Genomic DNA, 19585 nt, shown 5'->3' with positions numbered 1-19585 from the left:
CGTACGTACACGTCTCCATGTATACGGCTCTCCATGGTTATTTTCAGTCTATTTCTTTTCATGAATCTTACGATAACAATTTTCACATACTGCTATTGTTTTTCTCTGTCTGGCAATCATGAAGCGTTCCCACTCCTGTTTGCCTTTCAGGTCTTTTAGCTTGCGGACATGCACCATTCTAAGGTTGTCCTCCGCTCCGCAATATTCACATTCACGGGCTTTCAACCGAGCCATAAGGCTGGTACTTTCAGTCCCGCGATAACTGGGCATGATATGCGCATTGTCAATACGCGCGTCTTTTCTCTGCTTGAACCCTCCATGATAAATAGTACGTTCCAACATTTCGCCCTTGTTGTTTTCATACCTTACTGTAAAGACTTTATTCCGGCAATATTTACGGATTATTTTCCTTACGGTTGATTCATACTTGGATGATAATGTTTTATACATACTCTCTTTCATGTAGTAATAGAAACTATTGAGAATGTTGACATTGTTTGCAATACAGTAGTAGTTATAGATTCCCCGAATTTCCGAATTGTATCGGTTGAGTATTTCAAGGTCATCATTACTACGGAGATACGGGCGTGAGGTCGATTCCCATGCTTCCTTGCCATTCTTGATTATTATGCGCATCGCATTATAGTCAAGCAGTTTCTTTCTCATAACCTCATAAGGCAGGAGAAGAACCACTTTATGGTCAAGTGAGCGTATGGGGATTCCTCTGAAATCCTTTCTCGTCTTGTCCGTACTGCGGACTGTAACATCAAAGCCGAGAAATTTGGCTGCGTCGTGTGAGTTGGTGATTAACGTCTTTTCATCCGAAAGTTCGAGTTTCAACGTATCTTGCAGAAAGGTCTTAATGTCCCCCTTTGCTTTTACACAGTCCTCTTTACTTCCGATTACGCAAATCAGAAAATCATCGGCATAGCGTACATACCTCATGCGTTTGAAGTTTTCGTCCATGTCAAGAGTTGCAGGAAGTTGTTGCATCTCACGGTGGAGAATGGCTATCTCCTTGCGCAATGCTTCTTTCTTCTGCTCGTCTGTTTCATTCTTCAGTTTCTTTACACGTTTGTCCTTACGATTTGCAACCCTTTTATATTCGGGGTTGCGTACACGTGCTTTACCTTTATTGAAGACGTTTATGTAGTTCCGCATAAATTTATCGAGTTTGTCAAGATAAATATTCGCCAAAATCGGACTTATTATGCCTCCCTGCGGTGTTCCGATATAGGAATTTTTGTACTCCCATTGTTCCATGTAGCCTGCTTTGAGGAATTTACGTATCAGTCGCAGGAAACGCTCGTCATTGATTCTTTCAGCAAGGATTCCGATTAAAACATCATGGTTGATGTTGTCAAAGAAACCCTTGATGTCTCCCTCGATGAACCAACGTGCTCCCGTACCTCCCTTTTGTAAGGAAGCCATAGCCGTATGACAGCCACGGTGTGGTCTGAATCCATGCGAGCAGTCTTCAAAATGACCTTCGTAGATGGATTCAAGAATCATCCTTACAACTTCCTGTACAAGTTTGTCCTTAAAGGCTGGTATGCCTAAAGGACGTTGCTTGCCATTCTTTTTGGGAATGTAAATTCTCCGTGCAGGGCACGGACGGTAACTTTCGTCTTTCAACTGTCCAATGATAGAGTGAATGTGCTTTATGCTCATTCCGTCTATGGTCTGCCCGTCTGTGCCTTTCGTATAGTTGCCCGCATTCTGCGACAACTTTTGATAGGCAAGTGCGTACAGATTTTCATTGAACAGCAGTCGGTAAAGCCGTTCAAACTTGTAATTAGGGTCTTGGCTGTGCCCAGCCAGACTGTTTAATACATTTGCTGAATCTCTCATAATGTCTCACACATCATTCGTTAAACATATTAAATAATAACTCACTGTCTCCCTTCGCCATGTACAAGGCTTTCCCTTGCTCGGACTACTACGGAGACTCTGTTGTCATATAGGATATTCAGAGGGCAAACCCCATAGCCTTTCGGCATTCCTACTTAGACAATCCCCATTTAGACATATAGTAACATAGCTCAATAGATTGTCGGATGCGATTTTCGTCCTTTTCCGCTTATTGCGGCTGTTCTGCAATCGGTTTTCGGCTCTCGTACTTGAGGTAGGAAAGTAGAAGTATTGCAGCCCGACGTTTGTAACTATCTTCCGTCGGGGTTTACCAACTAACAACTCGGACTGTCGTTCAAACAGTATAGTCTTCATCCTCATATCTATCATTTCATTTAGACATTCAGTAGCAGCATGATAGTTAGCTGACTTATGCCGTTTCCAACATGCGACACTCCCCACCGCCTTTCGGCTAAGTGGATAAGTTGGCTAATGACCGGCGTTGAAAACCCTTGCCGGGTAGGTTGCTAAGCCTACATTTACTATATGCCCTTATGGGCGCAGCACCTCGTGGTCGCAAATTCCGCCGCCGTTCTGTTTCAACATCCAGACGCAATCCATCTGTGAGGGATAGACGCTCTTGATACCCCGGCTTGCCAGCCCTTTCAGGTTGAGGTCGGGAAAGGTCTGATGGGAGCCGTCGTAGCGCGGGCGCACGAAACAGTTGAACTTGCGGTTATACATCGTCACAAGCCGCTCCTTGAACTGCGGCGACTGCTCTTCGAGCCATTCGGAGAAGCCGTTTCGTATCTCGTCAATCTTGGCGTTGGCGAGTTGTATTCCCTCGCTGTCGCGCATCTTGATGTCGTTGCCATGCTCGTCCTTGCCGATGGACTTCATCATGTCAGGGCAGGTGTTGTGCAGGGCGTGTTTTAGGAGGTGCATACCGTCATAGTTCCGGTAATACCCCTTCACCAGAAACTCGTCCGTGATTTTCATGGTGCGGTAGCCGCACACCACCGAAAACTCGTCCATGCTTGCGGAATAGGCGATTTTCACCTCCGTGTCGAACAGCCGGCTCATGTAGGCGGCATAGACACCCGTCGGAATCCAGCGTTCCCCGAAATTGAAGTCCAGATCCTCGAAGGCGATGCGCTGCGGCTCGGCATCTTTCAGAGCCTCCAACGCCTGCTTCACCTCCGGCATACGCTCATTTTCGGGATTGTCACCCATCCATGCCTCTATGCGTTCCGCTTTCTCATCCATGACAGCAGCATTCAATACTTTCTATTGTCTGATGAGCAGGGACTTTGCGGAAAAGTCTTTCTATGATATTCCCAATGGTTTTTACGACAGCTTTTATGCCTCGCCTATATTGCAGATGGGCGATACGATGGGCGATTGGATGAAAATACTGGGTGATATTTATACAGACCATGCCAATTTGTATCACCCAAATATCCTTTCAGGTTTGTTGCACGCCTTTGCGCTCGATTACTATGACAAATGGAAACGGTGCAATGGTGACCAGCCAGTGAAAGATAACAGAAATCCGGCAGAAGCACTCTGCATGAAATTCTATAATCTCTTATTCGACCATTTCAGAGAACATCGCACTACGGCTTATTATGCAAACCGGCTTTGTATAACACCTAATTATTTGGCAATGGTTACCCGTCAAGTCTGTGGAGAGACTCCCAAACAGGCAATAGACCGTCAAGTAATTTTGGAAATGAAGTATATGCTACGCAACACTACTATGACAGCAGAGCAGATGGCACTCCACTTACATTTTCCCGATACGTCTTATATGTGCCGTTTCTTCCGCAAACAAACGGGAACATCTTTATCTGAGTATAGGAAGAATAGTGTGATGCCGTAATGATTCAGGAAACAAAAATGCACCGGATTAAGGGTGCTTTTGTTTCCTGAACTACATAACTACACTTAAAACTTTCTGGTTACTTTATAAACATGGTCATTCCTTCCGTTGTTCCCATTTGGCATACATCTCTCTCGAAAGCCCAACAATCTCCCGGCTCAACTTCACAAGGTCGATGGTACACTTCTCCAACTTATAGAGTAGAGCCATTGCCTTCTTCTCCGAGAAATGGCAGCGCAATTCTTTCACGACTTGGTTATAGTTCGTGCCAATGGCGCGGAACTGGGCATGGAAGTCGGAGAGCTTGGTGCTGTATTCAAACATCGCCTTGTCCACCTTCATCACCTTGAATTTCTGCCCGAAGAAATGCGCCTTGAGAAAGACGGCTTTCGCATATACCTGTGATTCCTCGTACATCGTGAGGAACTTATTCCATTCCACATCATCGAAACGCACCATCACGCAGTGTGTCTTCGGATTCAACACGGGATTTCTCCCGTACTTACAGTTCTTTTTCATCCTATCTTCTTTTTTCAATTTAATGGTTCATTCACTATCTAATCTCCGATTAAAAAACTTGGAAATTATCCGACTGCGGAGGATAATTCAGCCCACGGCAGTGCAAGGGTTTTCAGTTACCGGAATCAACCGGAGTAACTGAAAATATATCTTGCTGTGTCTTTGAGGACACACAAATCCTCCGTCTGTCGGATTGGGTTGTGAGTGCAATAACTCACTTGGGGTATCGGTCAAACCGATGGAGTGCATCCACCGGCTTGACCGTTTCCACCACAATCCCCTCAAAGCTTGCGCCACTGCTCGATGTCCTCCCTGTAGGTCTCAAGGTGCAGGCGGACGATGTTCTCGACCATCCCCGATGCGCTCATGCCCCTGCCGCCGAAGTAGCGGACTATCCTGTCCAGACTGTCGCGCACCTTGCCGCTGACGAACACGGGCTTACGGTCGGCAATCTTGGGAACATGGAGATAAGTGGTACGGTACTCGTCCAATGACAGCTTGCGCTGCTTGCTGCTGATACGCCTCTGCGGCATTGCCGCTTTTCCGGGCATGTCACTTACAGCTTCTTCAAGCACTTCATTCGCCGCTTCTTCCGCTGTTTCTTCCGTCACGGAGATTCCCGTTTCAGAGATACCGGGAGCATCGGTATGTTCCGGCTCGTCCGGTTCCAAACCGATACGCTTGTAGAAGTCATTCAAGGATGTCCTGTCACGGGATTCCCTGCGCCCCATTCTTTCCACGATTTCCTGAACTTCTTGTTCACTGATGACTGATTCTTTTTTTGTTGCCATAAAAACAAATAGATTAAGTTATTACTATGGTCTTGGTCAGTACCTCGACCGATTGTCGCCAGCGAAATAAGGTGCTTTAATGCAGTCAGTCAAGCGTTTGGATTCGATTCGGCAATTTTGTGTGGCTTTGCTTAATACCTGTCCGGACATCAGTGCAGACTTCACCGTTTTGCTGGAGTGCTTGGATTAAACGGGATGCGATGCGGAAGAGAAATAAGGGCTTATTTCCAATCCCACCGATGGTTTGTTCTGTCTTGTTAAGAATACGGCAATGGTAGTCCGTTCCTACACTTATTACAATATAGACACTAGACACGACAATCGGGTAGGAAAGGTGTATTTAGCCATTACTACTATGGACAACCGCTACATCGTTGTGCCACAAGCTGCCAGTTTTGAAAAAACCATTGTTTTATAAAGGTTTACCCTTTTCTTTGCGACGAGAAGAAACAATAACAAAAATGAAGTATATGGAAATAGTATCAATCGAAAGAAAGACCTTTGAAGCGATGGTCGCCAAGTTCGACCATTTCGTCCGCCGCATGGAAGCCGTCTGCCAGCGGCACGGAGAGAAGAAAATGGCAGAATGGATGGATAATCAGGACGTGTGCCGGATGTTGAACATCAGTCCGCGCACATTGCAGACCCTACGGGATAACGGCACGCTTGCTTACTCGCAGATAAACCACAAGACGTACTACCGTCCCGAAGACGTGCAGCGTGTCGTTTCCGTTGTGGAAGACAGACGAAAAGAAGCGAGATTCAAGGGAAGGACGATATGAACTTGATTCAATGAGCGAAGTAAAATAACAATACCCACTAAATCCAAAATGTATGAATGAACTGATTGACAAGGACAGCGAGTGGATAATCCACTTCATGGACAGCATTGACCGTCTGCTTGACAGCTTTGAGCGTATGACTGCCAACTACCGCCCGACACTGGGCGGCGAGCGTTTCTTCACGGACAAGGAAGTGTCGGCACGGCTGAAAGTGAGCCGTCGGACACTTCAGGACTACCGTAATGAAGGACGGATACCCTACATCCAGTTGGGTGGCAAAATTCTCTACCGTGAATCCGACATCGAAAGGATGCTTGCAGATGGCTACCGCTCCGCCTATCGGCTGACAGGCACATGATTTTCTTGAAGGAGCGCAGTTTGCCGTCTGCCCTGTGACTGCGCAGCAATGGATTTCCGACAAAAAGAAAAAAGGAACGGCTTACGGATGAAGCGTCAAAATCCTGTTCCGTCTGTAAGCCGTTCTTTTCTATCCTCTGATTTTCCGTCAGTCGCTTGTTTCCGTTACCGGATGCCTTTTAAGCGCATGGCAGGCAGTGGCAAGGTTTTCGGGCTGAATACGCTCCACAGGAGGAAGATTCTGCCCGAAACGGCACAGCCGCCCGACCTTGCCGCTGCCATCAAACCATGCGCTACCTTTGCATCCGTGCATCGGGAACGAGTGGCTGGCGGAATGAATCTCAACTATACCATCGGTTGTTACCCTTGCCACAGGAAACAAACAATGTAATCGGTGTTTCTTTCTTGGTGGCGCAGATATTATTTATTACAAACCGTCTGAACAAGATACACTCTTTACTGCATATCCTGAATGCAATGGCGATAATCATTTCAAGGCTGTAAACGTCATAACTGATTCTATTCGCTTGCCTGACATACTTCATCGTATCAAAGTCGTTCAGTTCCTTGTTCTTGTAGATGGAATGAATCGCCTTGCGGACGTGGCAGGAAAATACGCCGAACAAGTCGGCTATCTCTTGTTGCGTCATCCACACGGGTGCGGTCGGCATGGTGACTGCACCCGTTTCACTGATTGTTATTATTCCTCTTTCCATATTCTTGCGTTGTAAAATGTCCGTCAATCCTGCTTTCAAACTGTGAAATGTCATGATCAAGTTTGGTACAGGTCACTTTTGCATAAATTTGGGTTGTCTTGATATCCGTGTGTCCGAGTATCTTGCTCACACTTTCTATCGGCATTCCGTAGTTGAGAGCCATCACAGCGAAGGAGTGGCGGCTCAGATGGAACGAGATTCGCTTGCTGATACCACACTTCTCCGCCACTTTCTTTATACGGCGGTTTACCATGTCGTATGAACTGATGTTGAAAAGATGATTGTCCTTCCTGAACGGCTCATAACGCTTGATTATCCGCAAGGCTTCGTCTATCAGTTTGACTTGGAACGGAACTTTCGTTTTCTGCCGTCTCGACACAACCCATAAGGAACCGTTCATTTCCACGATGTTCTCTATGGTCATGTTCTTGATGTCAATGAACGAAATGCCTGTCATTGCCCCGAACATGAACAGATCCCTCGCCTGGGCATAGTTGGGATTGGCAAGCTCAACGGAAGCGAATGCCCTCAGTTCCTTTTCCGTCAGATATTCCCGTTCCTTGAAATCAGGATCCACACGGTAGAGGGCAAACGGGTTACGTGGTATCTTACCATTGTAATGCGCTGCCGTGACCACGTGTTTAAGGGGAATAGAGTAAATCCACACGGAAGATTGGGCAAGTCCCACCTCATTGCGGAGATACAGGCAATAGTCGCGGATGAAATCCTCGGTCAGCTCGTTCATTGATATATCACTGCGTTTGTAATGTGACCGGATAAATTCCGCAAGATACCGCCTTACCGTCAGGTATTTGCGATAGGTGCGCACCGCACGGTCTTTGCCCACCCGTTTGGCGAACGCCTCGTTCTCCCTGTCGAAAGCCCGTAGCAATGTCTCGTATTCCGTGCCGAATCCCTGATAGGCATTGCGCACCATTTCTGCCGTCACATAAGCCTCACGGTCTGAAAGCCGCTGGTAATGTTTCGTTATCTGTGCCTTGATGTTGTCCAACGCGAAGTTCACCGCCTGTGCCTCCTTGCTCTTGCCTTTGGCACGGTTGCCCTTTGCATCCCAAAGGCTCTTTAAGATAGTCTGCTTACAACTAAACTGTGCGATGGTTCCGTTGATGGTCACACGTCCCATAATGGGGACAACTCCGTTTTTCTCCTTACTTGCGTTCACATAGAACACGGTCTTGAATGTCGCTCTCATACTTACTTTTTGTTTGGTGCAAAATTAAATTATGAGAGTAGCATGACTGTAAATGAAACTTGTGCAGAATATTGAAATACAAACCGTTATAGTTAAATCAGTTTCTGTAGTCAGGTAATGGTTTGGAAACGCAACCTTTGCTGTATTCCTCTCAAACCCCATATCTCTGCCATCTGCCAATCACTACATTACAGTGCAAATATCACTGGCTATCAGACAAATACTCAAATTCGCTCATTCCTGCATTATCGGAGAGGATTTTTCCTAAAAATCGGGAGAAAAGTTGGTAGATTTCGGTACTATTTACATTACGGATGCCTCCAACGAGCTGGGGCAGGTGGAAATCGTGGCACAAAAACCGCTGGTAAAGGCTGATATTGATAAGATAGAATATAATGTGCAGGACGATCCGGACTCCAAGTCAAACTCGGTTCTTGAGATGTTGCGCAAGGTTCCCCTTGTAACGGTGGACGGTGAAGATAATATTAAAGTAAACGGCAGTAGCAGCTTTAAGGTATACGTCAACGGCAGGCCTAACAACATGATGAGCAATAACCCGACTGAAGTCCTGAAAAGTATGCCTGCCAACTCCATCAAGCATATAGAAGTAATAACTAATCCCGGTGCGAAATACGATGCGGAAGGTGTCGGGGGTATCTTGAATATTGTCACCGTAGGTGGTGGTTTGGAAGGTTACACGGCCACATTCAGCGGTAATGTGAGCAATAGGGGGGCAGGTGCAGGCTTGTTTGGTACGGTAAAGAGCGGCAAACTGACGTTCAGCGCCCGATACAATTACAATTATAATAACCAACCCCGCAGTTATTCCGGCGGCAACCGACGTACGGTTGGCGAAACAAACAGTAGTTCGTCCGATTTGGATTATAGCGGAACAAGCAAGGGAAATGGCAACTTCCAGTCCGGCAGTATGGAAGCCAGCTACGAGATTGATACTTTACGCTTGGTAACCATGTCCTTCGGGCTTTGGGGCGGCAGGAATAAAAGTGACGGCGTAACTGATGTACTGGCTACATTTCCGGGTACAGCTGACGAGTTATATAATTATACGTCCGGCAGTCACAACAAAAGTTCGTGGTATTCCATTGACGGCGGCATCGACTATCAACGTCTGTTTCACGTGAAAGAACGTATGCTTACCTTCTCCTATAAGATTAATACCCGTCCGCAGAGTTCGGATGCTTATTCCGGTTACGAGTACGATATGGATAATGTGGCTCCGGATTGGCAAGACTTTATGAGACGTATGCTCGACCAGCACAATGACGGGTCGCAGAATACTACGGAACATACTTTCCAGGCGGATTATACTACTCCTATCGGCAAGATGCATACTGTGGAGGCCGGGGCCAAATATATCCTTCGCAACAACAGCTCCGAGGATGACCGTTTCCAGCGCACTGCCGGGCAACAGTCCGATTACGAATTCGATGAAGACCATAGTTCGCATTATAAACATCAGAATGATATTCTGGCCGCTTATGCCGGTTACTCATTGAAGGTAAAGAAACTGTCCGGCAGACTGGGTGTACGCTATGAGCATACCATACAGAATGTGAAGTATCTTTTAGGTAGGGGTGATAATTTCAAGAAAGACTTTGACGATGTAGTCCCCTCCGCCAGCATCGGTTGGAAGCTGACGGATATGGCTAACTTACGTTTCGGCTATAATATGCGTATTTTCCGTCCCGGTATCTGGTACCTGAATCCTTATCTGAACGATAGCAACCCCACTAATATTACACAGGGAAATCCTAATTTGGATAGTGAGAAAAGCCACGCATTCAATTTGAGTTACAGTAACTTTACGCAGAAGTTCAATATCAATCTTTCGCTCCGTTACTCCTTTACCAATAACAGTATCGAACGAGTCTCCGAGATGATACCCGATACCGAGATTGATGGTTTGCAAGAGACTACCGGTAAGGAAGTGCTTTACTCTACCTATCAGAATATAGGAAAGAGTAGAAATGCCAATTTAAGCGGTTATATCAATTGGAATGCCACATCCAGTACTCGTATTTATGCTAATATCTATGGTAGCTACTCATATATGGAAGGGGCCAATGGTCTCAAGAACGACGGATGGAATCTTTTTGCCTACGGAGGTGCACAGCAGACGTTGCCCCACGACTGGCGAATTAGTCTGAATGTATTCGGTCAGACCCCGTGGGTGATGTTGCAGGGCAAAGGAAGTAGTTACTTCGATTACGGGCTGAGCGTCAACAAGTCTTTCTTCGATAAGCGCTTGTCTCTTTCTGTCTTTGCCAGCAACTTCTTTAAGAAGTACATGAACAATACCGATATGCTGGAGGGTACAGGCTTTATGCAGGAGAACTGGAGCAAGTATAGCCGCCAACGCTTTGGTATCAGCATCAGCTACCGTATCGGCGAACTGAAAGCCAGTGTAAAGAAAGCCGCCCGTTCTATCAGCAATGATGATGTGAAGAGTGCTGAAGGAACAGGCGGGAATAATTAGCGGGAAAGCTTATTTTGTGGTTTCTGCCTGTCGGGTAGTGAACCCTAATTTCTGCAATCCCTGTTGCACGTCGGGATGGCTCATAAAGAGTTTCCAGAGTAATCCGCTACGGTAATTCTCAATCATTACCGCTATCGGACCTTGGTCGATGGCAAGATAACGTTGCGGATACCAGTTGTCCGTTTCGCTGAAAGCGTCGTAAAAACCGTAAGGCCCGAACACTTTATCGCCCATGCCGTAAAGGTGGCGCATCACTTGCAGTGAATACTCCGGTGTATATACGATAGAAGACAGAGAGGCTGTGGGGGAGATTACTCCCCGGTCGTCGTGCTCGTTTGGTGCGTGGGCGGCATATCCGTTTACGGAGTAGCTGGCGGTCAGTCCCCAGCAATCAGGGCCGAAACCTTTGTAGTGCTTGGGATTGCGGATGCAGTAGGCGCGGTTTACAAGTGTCAGGTTACGCATCTCACCGAAGTAGCCGGGGCAATACTCGTCTTCCAGCCCGTTGGGGTCGAGTCCGAGGAAAGAATACTGTGCCCAAAACAGGGGGCCGGCCTTTGTGCCTTGATACCGCAGATGCAGTTCGATGTTTTCCACCTTGTGAGGGCTGACGATAGCGCCGTTTTGTGCCCAACCTTCATGGTATACAGCCGCAGGTACGCCGTGGGTAGGCGAGGCGGCGGCGAGGATATACATGATGAGGCATTCGTTGTAACCGTGTACGGGAAAGTCCATTTCCCAGCCATATTCGGGGCTCCAATGCCAGTAGAGCACGTTTTGGTCACCCTGCCGGTAGAAGTTCCAGTCTACTTCGCGCCATAGCTTGTCGATGCGGGCGGCAAGTGCTTTTTCTTGCGGATTACCGTTTGCGTAGTACTGGTGTACGGCAAGGAGAGCTTGCATGACGAAAGCGGTTTCTACTAAGTCGCCACCATTGTCTTTCTGTCCGAAAGGCTTTACCCGCCCTGTGTCACCATACCACCAATGGGGGTAAGCACCGTGAAAGCGGTCGGCGGTTTCGAGGAAGGAAACGATGCGTTCCATGCGTGCCAGTCCTTCGTCGCGGGTGACGTAGCCGCGGTCGATACCTGCCAATACGGCCATGATGCCGAAACCGCTGCCGCCGGATGTTACTATATTTTGATCGTTTTCGGGGTATATACCGTCCATATGGATACGTTCGCGGGCAAGCCCGCTGTTAGGTTCGGCTCCGTCCCAAAAGTAATTGAAGGTTCGGCGCTGCACCGTATCCAGCAGGGCATCGTCACTCAGCGTTTCGGATGTGCTGTCGGTTTTCTTTGTACCGCAAGCTCCTGTAAGGAATAAGAGCAAGAGAAGCGGGATATGTATGTTCATTAATTTCATCTTATTTAGGTGTAAGAATTAATACTTTGTTGAAAGAACTTTGTTCGCAAGGGAGAAACCAAAAGTTTCAAAGGGGGAAACTTTTAGTTTCAACCGTATGGTACTTAGAGTTTCAATGCTTGAAACTCTGAGTTTCCCCCTTTGAAACTTTTGGTTTTCCTGTATGAAACTGTCGGTTCCCTCCATTGAAACTAATTTATCACTTCAAAGTGAAGCGTGCCGTTCGGGTAGTTTGGCTGTTTCCACCGATGAATATATCGAATTCTCCCGGTTCGGCTACGTGGTTCAAGTCATAATTATAGAACTGTAAGAGTTCGGGAGTAATCTTGAAGGAAACAGTCTTGCTTTCGCCTGCGCGAAGGAAAACCTTTTCGAAGCCTTTCAACTCGCGTACCGGGCGGGTGATGCTTCCTACAAGGTCGCGGATATATAACTGTACGACCTCTGCGCCGTCGCGTTTTCCGGTGTTGGTTACGGTGACTACGGCGGTTATGGAACCGTTCTGTCCCATTGACGGGGTGCTCAGGGCAATATCGCTATATTGGAAGGTGGTGTAAGACAAACCATATCCAAAGGGATAAAGCGGATTGTTGTCCACATCCAGATAGTTGCTGCGGAACTTCTCGAACCATTTGCCGTCCGGTAACGGACGCCCGGTATTCTTGTGGTTGTAGAATAGCGGTATCTGTCCTACATTCTTGGGGAAAGTCATTGTCAGCTTGCCACTGGGGTTGACATCTCCGAACAATACATCGCCTATGGCATAGGCGGCTTCGCTTCCGCCGAACCATACATTCAGTATGGCAGGTACGTTTGCCTGTTCCCATGTCAGTGTCAACGGGCGTCCGGTGAAGAGGGTCAGTACCACGGGCTTGCCCGTTTTCAGCAATGCTTCCAGTAGTGAGCGTTGCACGTCGGGCAGGTCGAGGTTGGTGCGGCTGGAGCTTTCACCGCTCATCTCGGAGGATTCACCGAGGGCGGCTACGATAACGTCCGCACCGGCGGCTGTTTTCAGGGCTTCATCCAGTAGCTCCTTGTCCGTGCGGTTGTCCCGGTTCAGGGAGCGTCCGAACATGGTGGCGCGCTCTTCGTAGGCGGCATCACCGATGAGATTACTGCCTTTGGCATATGTGATGTTCACTTTGCCGGACATCATCTCTTTCAGTCCCTCGTATAGGGAAGGATAGTCGTTGAGGCGTGCGGCCACACTCCATGTACCGGGCATATTGCTGCGCGTGTTGCCCAACGGACCTATAACGGCCACGGTTCCTTCCTTTTTCAGCGGGAGCAGCGGTTCGGGCAGAGAACCCGGATGTTGCTTGATGCTGTCGTTCTTCAACAACACGAAGCTCTCGGCGGCAATGCGGCGTGCGGCTACGCGGTGTTCTTTGGTAAAGATGTCACGAGCGGGACGGTTGAGGTCGCAGTATTTATAGGGATTGTCGAACAGCCCGAGTTTGTACTTTGCCTCAAGGATGCGGCGACAGGCAGCGTCGAGAGTCTTCATGCTTACCTTACCCGACATGACAGACTTTTTGAGCGTACCGACAAATCCTTCACTCACCATATCCATATCTATGCCGGCATTGAGAGCACGTGCGGAGACGGTTTGCAGGTCGCCGATACCATGTTCTATCATTTCGGATATACCGGTAAAGTCGGTCACAACGAAGCCGTTGAAGCCCCATTGCTTGCGGAGCACATCGGTCATCAGCCATTTGTTGGCTGTGGCGGGTACGCCGTCTATCTCGTTGAAAGATGCCATTACACTTCCCACACCTGCCTCTACGGCAGCTTCATAGGGGTACATATATTCGTTGAACATACGATTGCGGCTCATGTCTACTGTATTGTAGTCGCGACCTGCTTCGCCTGCCCCGTAGAGGGCGAAGTGCTTGACACAAGCAAGGATTTCGTCGTTACGCTTCAGCTGGTCGGAGAGGTTGGCTCCCTGATAGCCGTATACCATTGCTTTGGCAATCGCTCCACCGAGGAAGGGATCTTCGCCGCTGCCTTCGCTGACACGTCCCCAGCGCGGGTCGCGGCTGATGTCTACCATCGGACTGAATGTCCAAGAGATACCGTCGGCACTGGCTTCAACGGCAGCAATTCGCGCAGATTCTTGGATGGCTGCCATATCCCAAGTACAGGAAAGTCCCAAAGGGATAGGGAAGATTGTTTCGTAACCGTGTATTACGTCCATACCGAAGAGCAGGGGGATGCCCAAGCGTGAGTTTTCTACTGCCAGCTTCTGCACGTCGCGTATCTTGGCTACTCCTTTCAGATTGAAAAGACCTCCGACGAGTCCTTGTTCAATCTTCTTGGCTACATCACTGTTTTTAGCTTGTCCGGTAGTGATTTCACCGGTAACGGGTAGGTTCAACTGCCCGATTTTCTCTTCTACGGTCATTCGCTTTAGCAGTGCATCGATAAAGCGGTCCATGTCTTGAGGAGATTTCTGTGCCTGCATCGTGGCGGCGCCCATAAAGGCGGCCGCCAGTAACAGACTTGTTTTTTTGAAAAACTTCTTCATAATATGTTTCTTTGTAATATGTTTTTAATGTTATGTTTCTTAATGCTATGCTTCTTAATAAGTAAGTGTTGATTTTTAATTTATATCAAGAGTATCTGTCATTCAGAGCGTAGCGAAGAATCTCTTCTCTGTGTATACATCAAGAGAGTAGATTCTTCGCTACGCTCTGAATGACAGATAGTATAAACTAATTATGCACATTTACTTACTATGTATTCTTAACACTATATTCTTTTCAATTAACACTTCCTCAATAAAAGACTTTCAGCCTTAGGTTGTGTTATCATGCCGCATGGTACGAATCGTTACTCGCTACCGGCTAATAATCAGGATTCTGTACCAGTACCCCATTCGATTTGTCAATCTCGTCTTGCGGCAATGGCAGTAGGGCATTCTTGTCCTGATAGTTTTTTCCGGCAGCTTGCAGTACCTCTTTGGCAATTCCCCAGCGTACAAGGTCGTAGAAGCGGTCGGGCTCCAATGCCAACTCTACACGGCGTTCGTGGCGGATGGCATCACGCAGTGTGCTTTGGTCGATAGACGTAACTTTGGGAAGTATGCTGCTGTCCGTACCGCGTGCATGGGCGCGAACTTGTTCCAGATAGTCGATAGCTTCACCCGAAATACCTTTTTCGTTGGCGGCTTCGGCGGCCATGAGCAATACGTCCGGGTAGCGGATGATGCGGATGTTTACCCAAAAGCCGTCTTTGGTATATTTCTTACGCAGCTCGGGCTCGGTGTATGCCTTTTTGTTGAAGTAAGCTCCCATAGCGGTAGATACGGGAGACTCACCGTAAGGCTTATTAGTGTTTTCCGGGGTGATAGGGTCGCTGATGCTTCGGCGGAAATAGAGCAGGGATGCGTCTTTGCGAGGGTCGCCGGGCTCGAAGGCCTGTCCTAAAAGCGTAGTACCCATATGCCAACCCCAACCGAGGTCCCAGTCTCCTGCACCGCGCACACCTTGTACTTGGCAGAATTGGCTGCCGATGACATCACTGTTTTTCAGTGCGTCGGTCGATTCGCATTGCAACTCGAATACGCTTTCACCGCAGTTCTCACCTTCAACGGTAAATACTTTGTCCACCGGAGTGTTCAGATTGTAGATGCCTGACTTGACTACTTCGGTAGAGGCGTCGTACATATTGCCCCAATCGTTGCGCATCATGTAGGTACGGGCGTGCAGCGAACGGGCGGCTCCCCATGTGATGCGTCCGGTATATTCGGAAGTCCATGTCCGCGGCAGGCATTTCTCGGCTTCGGTCAGATCCTTGTCTATTTGCTCGTATATCTTGTCCGCGGCGGTTTTGGGTACATTGGCATCGGATGCTTCTTTTATTTTGAACGTTACTAACGGCACTTCTCCCCATGCGCGTACAAGGTTGAAGTAACAATAGGCGCGGAAAAACAGGGCTTCGCCTTTGGTGCGGACGTTCTCCAAATCATCTTTGTTTCCACTGTTCTCCAAATCATCGAGTATTTCGTTGCACTGGTAGATGATTTTATAATTCTGTCCCCAATAGGCACTGAGCGTACCATTGGAAGCTGTGTACTGGAAGTCGTCCCACATGGCTGCTTGGTCAGCACCATCGCCGGCATCGCTTCCTTTCTCGGAATCTTCGCTGCGCACCATGTGTATCATGAAGGCGGGTATGCCTGCAGTGATATTATAGCTGCGCATCAGGTAGTATACGTTGTACATCTTTCCGCCGATAAGGGCGTTGGGGGCATCGTCTTCGGTGAACTGTCCCAGAGGGTCACGGTCGAGGAAGTCATTACAGGATGTCAGGGCAAAGGTGGTGAGTGTGCCTGCTATCAGGGTTAATATCTTATTCTTTAGTTTCATAATTTTCCTATTATAGATTTAATAAAATACTGTTATTCTGCAAGGGAACTTTGCTCCGGGCTATGCAGGTCAGAATGTCAGATTGAAGCCGAACGTGTAAATGGCAGGCATCGGATAGCTGCCGTCGTCTACACCGAAAGCAATGGCTGTGCCGCCCAGTTCGGGAGTGTAACCGGTATTGTGTTTCCACGTTTTCAGGTTCTGGATGTTGACATAGAGTTTCAAGGCCTGCATACCGATTCCGGATATCAGGGTCTTGTCGAAGTTATACGCTAACTGTACGTTGCGGATGCGGAAGAAGCTGCCGTCTTCGATATAGTACTCGGAATTCATATTGTTGATGGTATGCTTCGTATTCAGCAAAGGTTGGGTATTGCTTGTGCCCGGTCCGTGCCAACGATCCATACGTTGCTCCATGAAGTTGAACTGGCTCCAGTTGTAGTTGTCCCATGTACGGAATATCTGGTTGCCGCCTTGCCCCATCATGTCGATGCCGAGTTCCCAGTTTTTGTAGTTTACACCGAGGGTGATGCCGTAAGTGACATCCGGAGTGGGGTCGCCTATCATGGTACGGTCGGCAGTGGTGATTTCACCGTCACCGTTCACATCTTTGAATTTCAAGTCACCCGGTGTAACGGTTGCCAAGGTATTTTTGGGAGATTGCGCTATTTCTTCATTTGTCTGGTATACGCCTTCCACCTTGTAGCCGTAGAAGTAACCGATAGGATAACCGGCCATTGTGTAGCTTTGGCTCTTGTCTCCGGCAATGATTGAGTAACCGTCTTGTACAAGATTCAATACTTTGTTCTTGATTGTTGTGAAGTTGGCGCCTACGTTATATCCCCAGTCGCCAATCTGGTCACGCCAGTTGATAGCGAGTTCCACACCTTTGTTCTCTATGGAACCGAGATTGCCGATGCCCGGAACCGTACCGGAGATGCCCGGCACTTCTGCCAGCAGGTCTTTGGTGGTTTTCTTGTAATATACACCCTCAAAGTGCAGGCGGTTGCGGAAGAAGTTGGCTTCTGCGCCTACTTCCCAAGCTTCCACTTTCTCCCAACGGAGATTGGGATTAGGCAGGTAGGACAGCTGGTAGCCCGGATAGATGGCGGATGGTTTGCCGAATACGGCAGAGTAGGCATTGGTGAGCAACGGCTCGGCAGGATAGGCTTTATCCAGATTCTGATTGCCGAGCGTACCCCATGAACCTTTCAGCTTCAACATATCCAACCAAGTAATATCTTTCATGAATTCCTCTTCAGACATCAGCCAGCCTGCACCGACGGAATAGAAGTTCTGCCACTGGTTTCCGGTATAAGAGAATGCGGAAGAACCGTCACGACGGAACGAACCGTTGAACAGATATCTTCCTTTGTAATTATAGAGCACACGTCCCAGCATGGATACGGTGCTGCGCTCCCATTGCTTGCTTTCGTTGGTGGCGGTTGCCGCATCGCCAATACTGACGTACCACTTATCGGGATTGTCGGGAATAACCAGACCTACTCCTTGCGTACGTTCTCCGCCCAGCATCTCCAATTTATTATAATAGGTTGTGAAGCCGGCGGTGGCGGTCAGACTATGGTTGCCCCAAGTATTGGTGTAGGTCAGGAGGTAGTCGCTCTGTACTTTGGCTTCGGTTTCTTTGGATTGTTTCACTCCGGTCTTTCCGTTGCCGAGGGTTACGATGTTGCCTTCCACACTGCTGTCGAATACGGTGATGATAGGGGTGTAAGTGCGGTTGCTGTTGGAAGCATAATCCATGGAATACATCACTTTGAACTGGAAGTTCTTCAGGAAATCCCATTGACCGTATACATTGCCCGACGCACGATAGTTTTCCGCACGGGTGGTGTTGGCTTTCAAGTCCACATCGACCATAGGGTTATTCATCTGTGCTTTCTGAAAGCCGGGTAGGGTGGTGTACAGGTCGTATTCCGCATTGTATACGGGAGCTACCGGTGCGGCGCGGAGAGCTGTTGCCACACTCTTGGTATCGGCAGGCAGTATGCGTGCACCGTTAAACTGGAAGCCGACTTTGAAGTTATCCGTAACTTTATAGTCGTTGCTTACATTCAGTGTGACTTTGCTGTATTTCTCGTGCTTGATATTACCTTGCTCGTAGGCATAACCGGCACCGAGGTAGAAGCTGTGTTTGGCAGAAGCGCCCGTGATGCTGACGTTGTTGTTGGTGATGAATCCGGTTTGGAAAATTTCATTCTGCCAGTTGGTATTGCCCGTCCAGGGAGTGAAGTCGAATTCGGGATTACCTTCATTCCTCAACTGTTCGTTGTAAAGCTCTTTGAAACCGGCTGCGTCGACCATTGCAATCTTGTTCGTTACGGTCTTGAAACCGAACGAGCCGTTGATGTTGACACGCGTCTGCCCTTCTTTGGCCTTCTTGGTGGTAATGATGATGACACCGTTGGCGCCGCGCACACCGAAAATGGCGAGTGATGACGGGTCTTTCAGGATTTCCATGGACTCGATGTCCTGCGGATTGAGGAAGTTGATGTTGTCATTGAACAGGCCATCTACTACATACAGCGGTTTGTAGCCGTTGATGGAGTTTGTACCGCGCACGCGTATTTCGGGGTCGGCACCGGCTTTACCGGAGTTGATGACCTGTACGCCGGCTATCTTGCCTTGTAGGGCAGCTACCGGGTTGACTACGGGTTTGTTGGCAATTTCATCACCTTTGATGTTGGTGATGGAACCGGTGAGGTCGCGTTTCTTGGCGCTACCGTAACCGATGACGACTGTCTCGGCAAGCATCTGCGAATCATCGTGCATCTGTACATCGATAACGCTCCGGTTGCCCACCTTGATAGATTGTTTCACCATGCCTACATAGGAAAACTCCAAGATGGCTTCGGGCGGTACTTGGATGGAATACTCTCCGTCAATGTTCGTAATGACACCGTTGGAAGTACCTTGTTGCAGTACGGACGCTCCGATAAGCGGTTCGCCTGTTGCATCGGTCACCGTGCCGGTCACTGTTTTGTTTTGAGAGAAACTGGGAGTTGCCGCAAGGAGCAAGCATGCCGTCAGAAATAGATTTTTCAGCCAAAAGGCTCTCTTCATAGGAAGTTTAGGTTTTTTCTTCATTGCATAAAGTTTTAGTGGATAACTAACTTTGATAATTTCCTCTGAAACAATCAGGATGCAAAAAAGATTTCAGACCTTTATATATCTCAGGTTTTTAACACAATCCGTGGGAAAAGAAAAAAGAAGAT

General features: G+C 48.1%; 15 protein-coding genes and 1 pseudogene. 5 read left to right on the top strand and 11 right to left on the bottom strand.

Annotation, left to right across the window (positions count from 1 at the left end; genetic code table 11):
• Positions 1-48: 48 nt before the first annotated feature.
• Both DW121_RS09820 and DW121_RS09810 read right to left on the bottom strand, forming a co-directional pair.
• Positions 49-1851, bottom strand: a complete 1803-nt coding sequence (locus tag DW121_RS09820) for a reverse transcriptase domain-containing protein (RefSeq protein ID WP_117589787.1) — start codon at positions 1849-1851, stop codon at positions 49-51.
• A 564-nt stretch (positions 1852-2415) separates the two neighbouring features.
• Positions 2416-3111: pseudogene (locus DW121_RS09810) on the bottom strand (DNA methylase); the annotation flags it as partial.
• A 4-nt stretch (positions 3112-3115) separates the two neighbouring features.
• Between DW121_RS09810 and DW121_RS09805 the strand changes: the two are divergent.
• Positions 3116-3733 (top strand): helix-turn-helix domain-containing protein, encoded by a 618-nt coding sequence (locus tag DW121_RS09805; protein WP_158573925.1) that lies wholly within the window; start codon positions 3116-3118, stop codon positions 3731-3733.
• Between the two features lie 96 nt (positions 3734-3829).
• Here the strand turns inward: DW121_RS09805 and mobA are convergent, their stop codons facing one another.
• On the bottom strand, positions 3830-4252 hold the full coding sequence (mobA, locus tag DW121_RS09800; protein ID WP_118294543.1) for a conjugal transfer protein MobA: 423 nt from the start codon (positions 4250-4252) through the stop codon (positions 3830-3832).
• A 281-nt stretch (positions 4253-4533) separates the two neighbouring features.
• A complete protein-coding gene (locus DW121_RS09790) occupies positions 4534-5043 on the bottom strand; it encodes a DUF3408 domain-containing protein (protein ID WP_118294544.1) in 510 nt (169 codons plus the stop codon).
• A 271-nt stretch (positions 5044-5314) separates the two neighbouring features.
• On the opposite strand from DW121_RS09790, the gene DW121_RS15615 reads away from it, so the two are divergent.
• Genes DW121_RS15615 through DW121_RS09780 form a run of 3 tightly spaced genes read left to right on the top strand, consistent with a single transcriptional unit; the run spans position 5315 to position 6183 of the window.
• A complete protein-coding gene (locus DW121_RS15615; RefSeq protein WP_158573924.1) occupies positions 5315-5461 on the top strand; it encodes a hypothetical protein in 147 nt (48 codons plus the stop codon).
• 52 nt (positions 5462-5513) lie between these two features.
• Complete coding sequence (locus DW121_RS09785; RefSeq protein WP_118294793.1) at positions 5514-5825, top strand: helix-turn-helix domain-containing protein; 312 nt, start codon at positions 5514-5516, stop codon at positions 5823-5825.
• Positions 5826-5877: 52 nt separating this feature from the next.
• Entirely contained in the window at positions 5878-6183 is a 306-nt protein-coding gene (locus DW121_RS09780; RefSeq protein WP_118294545.1) for a helix-turn-helix domain-containing protein, read from the top strand.
• Between the two features lie 147 nt (positions 6184-6330).
• Here the strand turns inward: DW121_RS09780 and DW121_RS15720 are convergent, their stop codons facing one another.
• From DW121_RS15720 to DW121_RS09765, 3 genes are read right to left on the bottom strand one after another with little or no spacing between them, the layout of a single operon-like run.
• A complete protein-coding gene (locus DW121_RS15720; RefSeq protein WP_187120024.1) occupies positions 6331-6555 on the bottom strand; it encodes a hypothetical protein in 225 nt (74 codons plus the stop codon).
• A complete protein-coding gene (locus DW121_RS09770) occupies positions 6524-6898 on the bottom strand; it encodes a hypothetical protein (protein WP_118294547.1) in 375 nt (124 codons plus the stop codon). The genes DW121_RS15720 and DW121_RS09770 overlap by 32 nt, the downstream gene beginning before the upstream one ends.
• On the bottom strand, positions 6870-8111 hold the full coding sequence (locus DW121_RS09765; RefSeq protein WP_118294548.1) for a site-specific integrase: 1242 nt from the start codon (positions 8109-8111) through the stop codon (positions 6870-6872). The genes DW121_RS09770 and DW121_RS09765 overlap by 29 nt, the downstream gene beginning before the upstream one ends.
• A 283-nt stretch (positions 8112-8394) precedes the next feature.
• Between DW121_RS09765 and DW121_RS09760 the strand changes: the two genes are divergently transcribed.
• Positions 8395-10608: a TonB-dependent receptor domain-containing protein gene (locus tag DW121_RS09760; RefSeq protein ID WP_410492040.1), complete on the top strand. Its 2214-nt coding sequence runs from the start codon at positions 8395-8397 to the stop codon at positions 10606-10608.
• A 9-nt stretch (positions 10609-10617) separates the two neighbouring features.
• On the opposite strand, the gene DW121_RS09755 is transcribed toward DW121_RS09760, so the two are convergent.
• From DW121_RS09755 to DW121_RS09740, 4 genes are all read right to left on the bottom strand, one after another.
• The gene (locus DW121_RS09755; RefSeq protein WP_118323668.1) at positions 10618-11973 is read right to left on the bottom strand and encodes a glucoamylase family protein; all 1356 of its coding nucleotides are present in this window, start codon (positions 11971-11973) and stop codon (positions 10618-10620) included.
• A gap of 199 nt (positions 11974-12172) precedes the next feature.
• Positions 12173-14506, bottom strand: a complete 2334-nt coding sequence (gene bglX / locus DW121_RS09750; RefSeq protein WP_118323667.1) for a beta-glucosidase BglX — start codon at positions 14504-14506, stop codon at positions 12173-12175.
• Positions 14507-14825: 319 nt separating this feature from the next.
• Positions 14826-16349 carry a RagB/SusD family nutrient uptake outer membrane protein gene (locus tag DW121_RS09745; protein ID WP_117711652.1) on the bottom strand — a complete coding sequence of 508 codons (1524 nt, stop codon included), beginning with the start codon at positions 16347-16349 and terminating at the stop codon, positions 14826-14828.
• A gap of 69 nt (positions 16350-16418) precedes the next feature.
• Positions 16419-19457, bottom strand: coding sequence for a SusC/RagA family TonB-linked outer membrane protein (locus tag DW121_RS09740; RefSeq protein ID WP_118323666.1), 3039 nt, complete (start codon positions 19455-19457; stop codon positions 16419-16421).
• Positions 19458-19585: the final 128 nt, after the last annotated feature.

Origin of the sequence: Bacteroides sp. AM10-21B, assembly GCF_003472565.1 — a bacterium.
Lineage (GTDB): Bacteria > Bacteroidota > Bacteroidia > Bacteroidales > Bacteroidaceae > Bacteroides > Bacteroides propionicigenes.
This window is presented reverse-complemented; position numbering and strand designations above follow the sequence as displayed.